A 12,035-nucleotide genomic window follows, 5' to 3' on the forward strand; every position below is an offset into this window, starting at 1 on the left:
TCGGTGGGACCAGCATCACCCGGATGCCCGCGGAAGGGAAAGACCAGAACGGTCCAACTCGGACCCGACCGGTCTGTATCGCCCTGAGCTGCATAAACACCTCAATTACGAGGTCGTCTGACTGTCAGGACCTTGCCCGATCTGGAGTCCGCTTCCACCATGAGAGACATGACTGGAACCGTGGAGACCACCGTTTCGCCCGTGCCGGATTTCGTGGCCGAGACACTTTCCTCGCTCCCCCCGGAGATCGCCGGTGCTGTGGATTCCCTGCCACCGCTCACGGTCGTCCACCGGATGCCCAGGCACGCGGTAGACGCGCTGGCCGCGCGCTGGTCCGCCCGGATCCAGGGCAGCGAGGAGCATCCGCTGCTCGCGTGGCTTGGCCCCGCAGCGCACCGGCTGCGCGAGCTGCAGGACGCCGAGCGGGTCGCGACCACCTGCCCAGCGTGCCGCTTCGACGGCCTGGACGCCCGGCCGTACCTCGCCTTCGAGTGCGTTCCCGAATCGGAGGCGGGAACCACTTCGCCTGCCCCGCCGTACGCGGTCCATTTCGGGGACCCGTCGGGGCGTCGCTGCCCCTGTTGCGGCTACGGGTTCGGGATCGACGACGACCCGGCCGACGGGTCGGAGCCGATCACTTTCGAATCGTGGGCGCAGAACTGGCAGAGACGACGTCGCCCCTGGTACGACGCATCGACAGAACCGGCGCGGCCGGTGGAATGACCGTGGCACGGTTCGCGCGCCACCGCGGTTCGACGACGACTGCCCGGCCGCCCGGCACCGGCCCGGCCACGCGCCGGGCGGCCTGGCCCGCGCACTCAGGTGCGAGGCCGCGCCCCACGGAGTCGACGACGGCGAGAACCGGCCTGCGTGTCTCGGTGCACCGCCAGATCATCGCGATCTCGACTCTCAAGGCACCCGCGAGCGGCCGGACCACCACCCCAGCGGCGCCACCCTCCCGGACCGACAGCGGCAGCACCGCGCAACCGACGCCGGCCGCGACCAGCCCGAGTATGGCGCCGGTGTCCCGTGCCGCGTGCACGACGCGGGGCTCGAAGCCCTGCTCGGCGCACACCCGGTTCAGCAGCTCCCGCATCGCGGACCCAGACGAGGTGGGAAACCCCACCAAATCAGTGTCTTCCAGGTCCGCCAGGCCGACCTCCGGTACTTCGAGCAGCCGGTGACCGTTGGGCACGACGACTGCGAGCGGCTCAGTCAGCAAGGTGCGCACGTGCAGCTCCTCCGGTAGTCGAGTCAGCGGACGGACGACGAAACCCAGGTCGATGTCGCCGCGCACGACCGCGTCGACCTGGGAGGGCGTCAGCATGTCCGTGCGCAGGTCGGCAGAGAGCTCACCGGTCACGCTCCGCACGACCCGCAGCACCGGGCTGAGCACGGCGTTGGCGGCGCACGCCGTGAAGCCCAACCGCATCAGCGGCCGGACGGCGCCGTCCAAAGCACGCACGACACGAACCGTCTCGTCCGCCCGTGCAAGAAGCGTCCGCCCGCGTTCGAGGAGCTCACCCCCGCGGGGGTGAGGCTGACGCTGCGGGTGGTCCGGTGGAGCAACCGCGTGCGCAGCTCACGCTCGAGGCCCTGGATCTGCCGGCTCAGCGGCGACTGCGCCATGTGCAAACGTTCGGCGGCCCGTCCAAAATGCAGCTCCTCGGCGACGGCGACGAAGTACCTCAGCTGGCGCAGTTCCATCGGCGGTGTCCTTTCGAGACCGACGGCGAGGGCGAACGTTGCCCTTGGCCTGGGGAGGGAGGAGGATTCGGCGGTGCCGTCAGTCGAAGACCGCGAAGCCGCGGGCGAGGTGCGCGAGTTCAGCACGCGAGACATCGACCAGGCGCGGGCACAAGTAAGTTCGGCCTATTACCCGCTGGCGCTGCGCCCCAGCGGGAGCAGCGCCCGGTTCAGCCTCCGCATGCGCACCGTCGTGCTCGGCCCGCTCGTCCTCGGCGAGCTGACCTACACCTCGGACGTGACCAAGGACTGCGGGGAGCTCGACACCGCCTACCACGTCAACGTCCCGATCTGCGGTGAGGTCCGTACTTCCTGCGGTGACCAGCAGGTTGTCGCCACACCCCGCACGGCGGCCGTGTTCAATCCGACCGGCCACACGCTGCTCGACCGATGGGCGGCCGGCACCACACAGCTGTGCCTCAAGATCGACCGCCGAGCGGTGAACCAGGAACTGACCGATCGGCTCGAACGCCCGATCCACGTTCCTGCTTGCTTCGACTTGGCGATGGACCTGGAGTCCCCGAGCGGCCGTACCTGGCTGCACGCGTTGCAGCTGCTCGCAAGCGAGCTCGACGCCCCGGGCGGGCTGGTAACCCAGCCGCTGCTCGCCCAGGAGGTGCAGAGGCTCATCGTCGGTGGGCTGCTCTGGGGGCAACGCCACTCGTACTCCGAGGCGCTGCGGGAAGGGACCGCCGCACTGCGGCCGCGGACAGTGAAGATCTCCATGGAGCTGATCGAGCAACACCCCGAGCGTCCCTGGACGGTCAGGGAGCTGGCCAACGCCTCCGGAGTCGGTATCCGCGCACTCGAAGACGGGTTCCGCCGCTACGTCGGCGAGTCCCCGACCGCGCACCTGCGTCGCGTGCGCTTGGACCGAGTCCGAGCTGAGCTGTCCGCTGCCCGACCGGGGACGACGGTGAGTGAGGTCGCTTATCGGTGGGGCTTCACCCACCTCGGCCGTTTCGCCGGTGCCTATGCGGAGGCGTTCGGCGAGCCACCCTCCGCGACCCTGCGCTACGGCAGTCCTCGACCAGCCCGACGTCGTCGTCATTCTGGAGATCACCTCGCCACCACTGCGTCCTCGGCCGGAAAGACTGCTACGAGTGCCACGACGCTAGTACCGTGAGGCCGGCCACCCGATCCGCTTTGCGCAGCGCCTATCCACTCAACGCGTCGGATCCAACCAACTCCACCGAGCGGCCTGCTCACCGACGCTCCCCGATTCGGATCGCCGACAGCGTGTTGATCACAAGCGGAGCCCTTCCACACCGCGGCTGCGCTCGGCAAAGATCAACCCGTCACACTCGGATCAACGATGCGGAGCCTCAGCGAGCGCACCGCACCGTGGGCATATCCAGCGCACTCCGCCCACCACAGGGACGTCGGCTTCGCACTCGCCAGCCTGGTCGAGGCACTCGAACCGAGGGACCTCGCCTTTGGCGCTTGCGGTGAAGAAGCACTCGGTGATGGCGTCGCGTCGGACTGTGCCGAGTGCGATCGTCGACGTGCTCACGCCGCACCTGTCGTGAGGACGAGTGTCATGTGGTGACCCCGGTGTATCCAACACGGCTGTATTGACCGCCACGGCTGGTCGAGGGTGTCACTCCGCTGAAGGCTCCGCGTGTCCCGAGACGTCGTGGTGTTGACTCGCATCGTGGCCGGTCAAGAACGGGAAACATTCGCAGGCTGATCGACGGGCTTCGCCGCGATCGCGGCACCCATCCACTCCACGGGCGCCGCGAGTACTCCCAACGCGCCCGCGAGGTCGCCGCCGCATCCGACATGCTGATCGACACCGACCCCGCCGCGGTACCCGCACTCACCCGACGAGCCGTCAACCGGATCACCGCCGCCCTGGCCTACCTCGACGACTCGAACGGAAGCATCAGTGCCGACCTGCACACGATGATGGCCGTGCACGCCCGAGCCTGCACGGCCGCACCGCCCAACCCCAGCAGCCTCGCCCGATGGCTGGCGAACCGACGATTCGATGGACCGGGATGGCCGGACTTCGAACTGCGTGACTTCGCCACGGCCCTCGACAGGACCGGACGAGGCGAACTCACCCGCATCCTCGAGCAGCACGCGAGTGACGCCGACACCGATTCCTTCTCGATGCGCTACTGGACCCGCATCCTGCGCAGCAGCTGTCGCCGGATCCTGAAATCTGGATCCGGCCCATATTTCGTGATCCAGATGGCCCTGGTGGGGTTCATGTGGCGAGGAGGACTCGCTTGCGTAGGAGGTCGAAGTTCGCTCGGCCGTACATCTGCCCTCTTGATCATCTTGATGCGGTTGACGTTGCCCTCGACCGAGCCGGAGCTGTAGGGCAGGGTCAACCCGTTGCGGACGGCGTCGTAGTCGCGGCGCAGGCCGGTGACGAATCTGTGCAGGTGGGGCAGGTCGTCGGCCTCGACGCTGGCCATCCACGCGTCTAACCGGTGACCGTGTCGGCCGGTGAGCATGTCGCCGAACGCAGCGACGTGCGTGGCGGTGTTCTGCAGGTGGGGCAGGCGGCCAGCACCTGTTTGAGCTGGAGTTGCTCGTCGGCGTCGCGTTCGTCGGGGTGGTGCAGCAGCCACGAGGCGATGCGCCGCACCTTCGGCACTACTGGCTTCGGCGGTGGTGTCGCGTCGAGCGCGCGGAACGGCGCGAGGTAGGCGGCGACGGTGGCGCGGCTGCCGCTGAGGTCCTGATCGACCGGGACTCGGGCAACGGGCTGTTCCTGACCGCATGAACCGCCGAAGTGGACGCGATGCGCACCAGCGTGGTCATCGACCAACTGCGTGACATCGCAGCGGGGCGAGTCGGTGCCACGTTCCCGCGCTCCGAAACCTACGCCCTGGTACGCAGCTCCACCCGCACCACGACCACCTGACTGATCTGATCGACCGCTGACGCAGCCCAGCCCCCTCAACTGCATCCCGTCCCGGCCGAGCACGACCGTGCACTAGGGTTCAAGGGTTGCTAATGTTTGCAATTGCACTTTCCAGGAGGAAGTCTGTTGCAGGGTTCGCGCCCGCGTCCCGTGTTCGTCGGGCGTCCGAAGAGGTTGGGATGTGGGATGAACGCCGAGGACTTCGCCGAGGAGGATCACTGGCAGGCTGCACCCGTCGGGCCGGACGTTCGCTGTTGGAGTGGACCTAGAGTATTCACGACTTCTATAGTTGTGAAGGTCTGCAAATCTAGGCAAGATGAGGTCCGGCGATCGGGTGGCGAGGCACGGGCGGGGAGGTCCAGGTGGGCAGAGCTAGCGGCAGCGATGCAGCGGCGCGGCGTGCCTGCACCGCGGGCACCGCAGCTGCCGCCGCGGGAGTTCGGCGATGAGTCGCCCGCTCTACCAGCTGAAGGCGGAGTTCTTCAAAACGCTGGGCCACCCGGTACGTATCCGAGTGTTGGAGCTGCTCAGTGTCCGCGAGCATGCCGTGTCGGAGTTGCTGGTCGCGACCCAGATCGAACCCGCGAGCCTGTCGCAGCAGTTGGCCGTCCTGCGCCGAGCCGGGCTGGTGACCACGCGCAAGGAGGGCTCCGCGGTGCACTACTCGGTGACCAGCCCGCAGGTGTCCGAGCTGATGGCGGTGGCGCGCGCCATCTTGACGGGCATGCTGTCGGGACAGATCGAGTTGTTGCAGGATCTGCGCACGTCCTGATCCCGAAAGGGTCAGGCCGGCCACCGTCAGTGCCGCGCCGGGATGAGGCTGGGGCCCGCTTGAGCCCCGTCCGGCCGGTCCTGCCTGAGCTGCGGTCACTCCGTCATGTGCTCCCACCTTCCCCTGGCGGGGTGACCGCTTCCACAACAACGGTTCGCCTGCCGTGCTGAGCTTGTGGCGCAAGATCCGCCGGACCGGCCGGGTGGCCGAACCATCACCACCGGCCTCCTCGGGTCCGCGGCCGGTGGGGGCAGCAGAGCTGGCCGGGTCGGTACAGGTCCGCCACGTCGATGCCGGTTCGTGCAACGGATGCGAGGTGGAGATCGCCTCAGCGTTCGGGCCGGTGTATGACGTCGAGCGGTACGGGGCGCGGCTGGTGGCGTCGCCGCGACACGCGGATGTGCTGCTGGTGACCGGTGTGGTCACCCGGAACATGGCCGAGCCGCTGCGCCGCACCTTTGACGCGGTGCCCGAGCCACGGCTGGTCGTGGCGGTCGGGGATTGCGCCCGCAACTGTGGGGTGTTCGCCGGCGCTTACGGGGTGGTGGGCGCGGTTGGTGATGTCGTCGCGGTGGACCTCGAGGTGCCTGGCTGCCCGCCGCGACCGGACGCGATCGTTGCCGCGCTGCGGCTGCTGACCGGCCGATGAACCTGGTCGCACTAGGTCTCAGCTCGGCGCTGGTCCTCGGGGTGGCCGCGCTGTTGGCCGCGCTACTGGCCACGCGGGCCGCGCGCCCGGTCGTGGTCGGTGTGCTGACATGCGGGGCCGGGGTGCTCGGCGCGGTCGCGGGGGTTGCCGCGATGGGCGGGCAGACGTGGTCGATGCAGCTGCCCGGCCTGCTACCGCTGTCCGGTGTCGTCGTCGCGGTGGACCCGCTGGGCGGGGTGTTCATGGCGGTGAGCGGCGCGGTCGCTGCGGTCGCGGCGATCTACGGGATCGGGTACTCACGACCCGGTGTCGCGGGCGGTCATGGCTTGGACGGTCGTGGTGTGCAAGCGGTGCTGCCGTTGTTCGTGGTGTCGCTGCTGCTGGTGCCGGCCGCCGGGAGCGTGGCCACGCTGCTGGTGTGCTGGGAACTGATGGCACTGACCTCGCTGCTACTGGTCGTCGCCGAGCACCGCCGCCGTGCCGCGGTGGCGTCGGCAGGGCGTTGGTATGCGGTGATGACCCATCTCGGGTTCGTCGCGATCCTGATCGGGCTGCTGGTGCTGGCCGCCCCGGCCTCGGGTGACTCCTACGTGCAGGTGCGGGCAGCAGCTGCCACGTTGTCGCCGGTCACGGCCGGTCTGGTGTTCGTGTTGTGCGTGATCGGATTCGGTTCGAAGGCCGGGATCGTGCCACTGCACGCGTGGCTGCCTCGGGCCCACCCGGAGGCACCCAGCCATGTGTCGGCGCTGATGTCGGCCGCGATGGTGAATCTGGGGGTGTACGGGATCATCCGGGTCGGTCTCGACCTGATGGGCGCCCTCACGGGTGGCGGCACCCAGTGGTGGTGGCTACTTGCTCTGGCGTTGGGAGCGATCTCGGCGGTCTACGGGATCCTGCAGGCCGTCATCAGCACCGATCTGAAACGGATGTTGGCGTACTCCACGACCGAGAACATGGGTCTGGTGCTGGTCGGAGTCGGGGCCAGCGGATTGTTCGCCTCGACCGGGCGTCCGGTGCTGGCGGCGCTCGCGTTGACTGCCGCGCTGTTGCACGTGTTGGGCCACGCCGCGTTCAAGTCGCTGCTGTTTCTCGCGGCCGGGTCGGTGCTGCACGCCACCGGCACCCGCGACCTGGACGCGATGGGTGGGCTGCGCGCGGTGATGCCTCTGACGACCGCGGCGTTCGGTCTCGGCGCGCTGGCGGCGTCCGCGCTGCCGCCGGGCACCGCCTTCGTCAGCGAGTGGGTCTTGCTGCAGGCCCTGATCCACGGGCTGCCGGCACCGGGGGTGGCCACCTCGATCGTGCTCCCGGTCGCGGTCGCGGCGGTCGCGCTCACTGCCGGCCTCGCGGTAGCGACGTTCGTCAAGGCGTTCGGGGTGGGTTTTCTGGCCCGACCGCGCAGCGACGCTGCAGCGCACGCTCACGAGAGCTCACCGAGCATGCTGCTCGCGTTGGCCGTGGCCGGGCTGGGTTGCGTCGGGCTGGCCATCGCGCCCACCACATTCCTACCGGTGCTGGGCCGGGTCGCCGGGCAGCTCGTCGGGTCGGGTTCCCCGGTGAGCGGAGCGCTCACCACAGAGCTGGTCGGGATCTCCGGGTCGCTGTCGCCGGTGTTGCTCGTGGTCGCACTCCTCGTCGGGACAATGCTGGTGCTGGTACTGGTGGTAACGGTTCCGCGGCTGTTGATCGCGTCCGGGATCAGGCGCAGCAGGGCGCGGCGCGCGGCCCGGTTGTGGGATTGCGGTGCGGGCCCGTTGTCGGAGCGGATGGAGTACACCGCGACCTCGTTTGCGGAACCGTTGCAGCGGGTGTTCGACAACGTGTTGAAGCCCGATCAGGATATCGACGTCACCCATCTGCGGGAATCGGCTTATCTGGTGGCGTCGGTGGCCTACCGGCGCCGTGTACCCGATCGGGTCGAGCGCCGCTTCTACCAGCCGGTGCTCGCCGCGGCCGAGGTGTGGGGACGGGCCGGGCGCAGACTCGCGACCGGCAGTGTGCACCGCTACCTGGGCTACGGCTTCTACACCGTGTGCGCGCTGCTGATCCTGTTGGTGGTGACGCGATGAGGGAGCTTGCGAGCGAATCCATCGACGCAGTGAGCCTGCTCGGAACGCTCGGCGGCGCGCTGCAGGGCGTGCTCATCATCGTCGGCTCCCCGCTGTTGCTGGGGTTGATGCGCCAGATCAAGGCACGCACCGAAGGACGGGTCGGACCCGGGGCCCTGCAGCCGTGGCGGGACCTGCGCAAACTGGCCCGCAAGCAACCGATCACCCCACGTGGGACCAGTGAGATGTTCCGGGTGGCACCGGTGTTGCTGGTCGCCATGACGCTAGTGGTGGCCGTGATCGCCCCGTTTGTCACCACCGCGTCCGCACTGCCCGCGGCGGCTGACCTGTTTGTGGTCGTTGCGCTGCTCGCACACGCAACGGTGGTGCTGGCCCTGGCCGGCATCGATACCGGCACGGCGTTCGGTGGGATGGGTGCCAGCCGCGAGATGACCATCCTCGCGCTGGTCGAGCCGACCGCGCTGGTGGCGATCTTCGCGCTGTCGGTGCGGGTCGGATCGACGAACCTGTCGGCGATCGTTAGCTCCAGCCTGGCCGAGCCAGCGCGGGTTCTGTCCCCGGCGAGCCTGCTAGCCGCGGTAGCACTGGTCGTGGTGGTCGTCGCCGAGACCGGGCGGCTCCCGGTGGACAATCCGTCCACGCACCTGGAGCTGACCATGGTGCACGAGGCGATGGTCCTCGAGTACGCCGGACCGGACCTCGCCCTGATCGAGCTCGGATCCGCGATGCGCCTATCGGTCTATCTGGGGCTATTGGCCAACCTGTTCCTGCCATGGGGCATCGCCACCGACCTCGGCCTGCTCGCCATCGTCGTCGGGATCGCTGCACTGATCATCAAGGTCGCGGTGCTCGCAGCGGCACTGGCCTACGCCGAGGTGTTCCTGGCCAAGGTCCGACTGTTCCGAGTGCCGGAGCTGCTGGCCGGGTCGTTCCTGCTCGCGCTGCTCGCCGTGACCTCGTCCTACTTCCTGTCATGAGGGTCCCCGACACGCGAAGGGAGGGGACGTGAACGAGGCGTTCTACGTGCAGCTGCTCAACCTCGCCGCGGGTGCGCTGCTGCTGACCGCGGTTCTGGTGTTGTGGCGCCGGGAGCTGTCAGTGATCATCCGGGTCTTCGCGCTGCAAGGAATCGCGCTGTCCGGGCTGGTCGCGGTCCTCGCCGCGCACGAGGAGTCGATCGAGCTGGGCGCGTTGGCCCTGGGCGTGCTGGTGTTGCGGGCCGGGGTGTTGCCGGCGTTCCTGCGCCGCGCACTGGCCGCGGCCGGCGCCGAACGCCGCGAGACCCGGCCGTTGGTCAACGTCGCCGCCTCACTGCTGGCCGCAGCCGTGCTGACCCTGTTGGCCATGGCGGTGTCGCAACCGCTCGTGGCGCTGGCACCCTCACCGGCGACCCAGGCCGCCCCGATCGGCATCGCCGTGGTGCTGATCGGATTCTTCGTCCTGGTCACCCGCCGGCGCGCGCTGTCGCAGCTGGTCGGATTCCTGCTGATGGACAACGGCATCACCGCGGTCGGGTTCCTCACCACGGCCGGGATCGGGCTGGTCGTCGAGGTAGGTGTGGCCCTGGACGTCCTGCTGGTGGTGTTGGTGCTGCAGATCCTCACCGGCCGGATGCGCCAGGTGTTCGGCGGGACCGACCTGGACGAGCTGCGGGAGCTGCACGACTGATGACTCCACCACTTCCGGCACCCCTGCTCGCGACGTCGTTGTTCGCGTTCGCCCCGATCGTCGTGCCCGCGCTGGGTGCCGCGATCTATGCGCTGCTCGGGTGGCGCCGGGCCACCGTGTGGGTCGGGACCGGCAGCGCCGTCCTGGTGCTGCTGGCTGCGTTCGGACTTGCGGCGCAGGTGGTGGCGGCCGGCGCAGGCGTCACGGTGGCCGGGTTGCTGCTGGTGGATCCGCTCAGTGTGTTCATGCTGACGGTGATCGGAGCCATAGCGGTGCTCACCGCGCTCGCCACGCCGGCCTACCTACACACCGAGATCACCGCAGGGCGGGCGAGTGCCCGCACTGCCGGGCGTCACAGCATGCTCGTGCAAGCCTTTCTCGCGGCGATGGCGCTGGCCGTGCTGGCCGCTGACCTCGGTGTGGTGTGGGTGGCGATCGAGGCCACCACCATCATCACCGCGTTCCTGGTCGGTCAGCACCGCACCCGTACCGCGGTCGAGGCCGCGTGGAAGTACGTCGTGATCTGCTCGGCCGGGATCTCGCTCGCGCTGTTGGGCGTCGTGCTGCTCAACTTCGCCTCCCTGCACACCGGCACCGGTGCTGGGCTGAGTTGGAGCGGTCTCACCGCCGCCGCGGCGCACCTCGACCCCGGGGTCACCCGCATTGCGGTGGTGTTGCTCGTGATCGGGTTCGGCACCAAGGCTGGGCTGGCGCCGCTGCATGCCTGGCTGCCCGACGCGCACAGCCAAGCGCCCGCCCCGGTGTCGGCACTGATGTCAGGGGTGCTGCTCGCGGTGGCGTTCTCCACGATCCTGCGGATCAAGGTAATCGCCGACATCGCACTCGGACCGGGCTTCACCCGGGCGTTGCTGCTCGCTGCGGCGCTCGCCTCGCTCCTGGTGGCCGCATCGCTGCTGCTGGCCCAACGGGACTACAAGCGGATGCTGGCCTACTCGAGCATCGAACACATGGGGCTGCTCGCCCTCGGCGCGGCAGTGGGCGGACCGGCGGCGACGGCGGCAGTGCTGCTGCACGTCCTTGGGCACGGGTTGGTGAAGGGCCTGCTGTTCCTCGGCGCCGGACAACTGCTGCAGAGCACCGGCAGCAGCCGAATCGATCGGATTCAGGGACTCGCGAGCCGCCAACCGGTACTGGCGGGCTGTCTCGGGCTCGGGGTTCTTGCGCTGATCGGGTTACCTCCGTTCAGCATCTTCGCCAGCGAACTGGGCATCGTCCGGGCCGGGTTCAGCAGTGCCTCACCCGTCGTCGGATGGGCCACCGCGGCCGCGCTGCTCGTCGTCGTCGTCATCGCCGCCGCCCTGATCGGGCACACCAGCCGGATGCTGCTCGGCAACGCCACCGACAGGGCCAACGACACCGCCGACCGGCCCAGCGGCACCGTGGTGAAGCCCGGAGCGTCGGTCGCGGGACCCGGCGCCGCGACCACGCCGATCCTGCTGCCCCGTTCCGTGACCGCCGCGCTGACGCTGGGGTTGGTGGCCTCGGCCGCGCTCGGGGTCAGCACCGGCCCACTGTCCACGCTGCTCACCGCAGCAGCCCACACCCTGTCCGGAGCACCATGACCACCGTCCCCACTAGCGGGCCACTCGCCCCGACCCGGTCCGTCGCTCTGGACCCCGGCGAACTTCCCGCTCGCGCCACGACCCTGCTCGAGGCGGGGTATCGCGTTGCGTTGATCGCCGGCCACGACGACCGTACTGGCGGCGGGGGGCTGCGCGCGGTCTACCTCTTTACCCGAGCGGCCGAGGTAGCCCCGCGGGAGGAGGCGGTGCGGGAGTCTCGGGTGGAGCTGCATATCGGGCTCGATCCGGCCGCGCCCTGTGTGCCGAGCCTGGCGGGCATGTCTTTTCCGGCCGGCCGGTTCGAACGCGAGATGCGCGACCTGTTCGGCATCACCCCGATCGATCACCCGCTTCCGCAACGGCTGGTGCGCCACTTCCACTGGCCACAGGGCTGGTACCCGATGCTGTCTGACGCCGGCGAGCCACCGGGCCTTACCCCCGGAACGTGGACACGGGGTGTGATTACGCGGCTGACGGGAGCGTAGCAACGGGGAGAGCCTCGTAGTCGATCGGTGATCGGTGCCCGCACCAGGAGTGTCGGCGTCGGGTGTTGTAGCGCACGAGCCATCGGAAGACCTCGCGGCGGCAGGTGGCCTCATCAGGCCAGGTGTTCTCGTCTTGGAGGACCTCGCGTTTGAGGGTCGCGTTGAACGATTCCGCGAGCGCGTTG

The 12,035-nt window shown here is 69.1% G+C and carries 14 protein-coding genes and 1 pseudogene; 10 read left to right on the forward strand and 5 right to left on the reverse strand.

All coding sequences use genetic code 11. The features are described from left to right. Window positions 1-168 precede the first annotated feature (168 nt). On the forward strand, window positions 169-723 hold the full coding sequence (locus ACFPFQ_RS24280) for a hypothetical protein (RefSeq protein WP_379622635.1): 555 nt from the start codon (window positions 169-171) through the stop codon (window positions 721-723). Here ACFPFQ_RS24280 and ACFPFQ_RS24285 read toward each other — a convergent pair. After that, a complete protein-coding gene (locus ACFPFQ_RS24285) occupies window positions 635-1,432 on the reverse strand; it encodes a LysR family substrate-binding domain-containing protein (RefSeq protein WP_379622657.1) in 798 nt (265 codons plus the stop codon). The two genes, ACFPFQ_RS24280 and ACFPFQ_RS24285, sit on opposite strands and share 89 nt — an antisense overlap. After that, complete coding sequence (locus ACFPFQ_RS24290) at window positions 1,432-1,707, reverse strand: LysR family transcriptional regulator (protein WP_379622636.1); 276 nt, start codon at window positions 1,705-1,707, stop codon at window positions 1,432-1,434. The genes ACFPFQ_RS24285 and ACFPFQ_RS24290 overlap by 1 nt, the downstream gene beginning before the upstream one ends. A 73-nt stretch (window positions 1,708-1,780) precedes the next feature. Here ACFPFQ_RS24290 and ACFPFQ_RS24295 point away from each other — a divergent pair, with 73 nt between their 5' ends. Further along, window positions 1,781-2,872, forward strand: coding sequence for an AraC family transcriptional regulator (locus ACFPFQ_RS24295; RefSeq protein ID WP_379622637.1), 1,092 nt, complete (start codon window positions 1,781-1,783; stop codon window positions 2,870-2,872). A 656-nt stretch (window positions 2,873-3,528) separates the two neighbouring features. After that, window positions 3,529-4,074, forward strand: a complete 546-nt coding sequence (locus tag ACFPFQ_RS24300; protein ID WP_379622661.1) for a hypothetical protein — start codon at window positions 3,529-3,531, stop codon at window positions 4,072-4,074. Window positions 4,075-4,079: 5 nt separating this feature from the next. Here ACFPFQ_RS24300 and ACFPFQ_RS24305 read toward each other — a convergent pair. Both ACFPFQ_RS24305 and ACFPFQ_RS24310 read right to left on the reverse strand, forming a co-directional pair. After that, window positions 4,080-4,211, reverse strand: a pseudogene (locus ACFPFQ_RS24305) (hypothetical protein); the annotation flags it as partial. After that, window positions 4,181-4,687 carry a hypothetical protein gene (locus ACFPFQ_RS24310; protein ID WP_379622639.1) on the reverse strand — a complete coding sequence of 169 codons (507 nt, stop codon included), beginning with the start codon at window positions 4,685-4,687 and terminating at the stop codon, window positions 4,181-4,183. The pseudogene ACFPFQ_RS24305 and the gene ACFPFQ_RS24310, both read right to left, overlap by 31 nt. Before the next feature lie 382 nt (window positions 4,688-5,069). On the opposite strand from ACFPFQ_RS24310, the gene ACFPFQ_RS24315 reads away from it, so the two are divergent. From ACFPFQ_RS24315 to ACFPFQ_RS24345, 7 genes are all read left to right on the forward strand, one after another. Beyond that, complete coding sequence (locus tag ACFPFQ_RS24315) at window positions 5,070-5,396, forward strand: ArsR/SmtB family transcription factor (RefSeq protein ID WP_379622641.1); 327 nt, start codon at window positions 5,070-5,072, stop codon at window positions 5,394-5,396. Between the two features lie 244 nt (window positions 5,397-5,640). Continuing rightward, complete coding sequence (locus ACFPFQ_RS24320) at window positions 5,641-6,045, forward strand: NADH-quinone oxidoreductase subunit B family protein (RefSeq protein WP_379622659.1); 405 nt, start codon at window positions 5,641-5,643, stop codon at window positions 6,043-6,045. Continuing rightward, window positions 6,042-8,114 carry a proton-conducting transporter membrane subunit gene (locus ACFPFQ_RS24325; RefSeq protein ID WP_379622643.1) on the forward strand — a complete coding sequence of 691 codons (2,073 nt, stop codon included), beginning with the start codon at window positions 6,042-6,044 and terminating at the stop codon, window positions 8,112-8,114. Before ACFPFQ_RS24320 ends, ACFPFQ_RS24325 begins: the two co-directional genes overlap by 4 nt. Beyond that, window positions 8,111-9,091 carry a respiratory chain complex I subunit 1 family protein gene (locus tag ACFPFQ_RS24330; RefSeq protein ID WP_379622645.1) on the forward strand — a complete coding sequence of 327 codons (981 nt, stop codon included), beginning with the start codon at window positions 8,111-8,113 and terminating at the stop codon, window positions 9,089-9,091. The genes ACFPFQ_RS24325 and ACFPFQ_RS24330 overlap by 4 nt, the downstream gene beginning before the upstream one ends. A gap of 28 nt (window positions 9,092-9,119) precedes the next feature. Then, window positions 9,120-9,782, forward strand: coding sequence for a hypothetical protein (locus ACFPFQ_RS24335; protein ID WP_379622647.1), 663 nt, complete (start codon window positions 9,120-9,122; stop codon window positions 9,780-9,782). Next, on the forward strand, window positions 9,782-11,365 hold the full coding sequence (locus tag ACFPFQ_RS24340; protein WP_379622649.1) for a proton-conducting transporter membrane subunit: 1,584 nt from the start codon (window positions 9,782-9,784) through the stop codon (window positions 11,363-11,365). The genes ACFPFQ_RS24335 and ACFPFQ_RS24340 overlap by 1 nt, the downstream gene beginning before the upstream one ends. Further along, window positions 11,362-11,850, forward strand: coding sequence for an NADH-quinone oxidoreductase subunit C (locus ACFPFQ_RS24345; RefSeq protein WP_379622651.1), 489 nt, complete (start codon window positions 11,362-11,364; stop codon window positions 11,848-11,850). The genes ACFPFQ_RS24340 and ACFPFQ_RS24345 overlap by 4 nt, the downstream gene beginning before the upstream one ends. On the opposite strand, the gene ACFPFQ_RS24350 is transcribed toward ACFPFQ_RS24345, so the two are convergent. Next, window positions 11,828-12,035 (reverse strand): integrase core domain-containing protein (locus ACFPFQ_RS24350; RefSeq protein ID WP_379622653.1); only part of this gene is annotated, 208 nt, incomplete at its 5' end. The two genes, ACFPFQ_RS24345 and ACFPFQ_RS24350, sit on opposite strands and share 23 nt — an antisense overlap.

Source organism: Pseudonocardia sp. GCM10023141, from assembly GCF_042653605.1.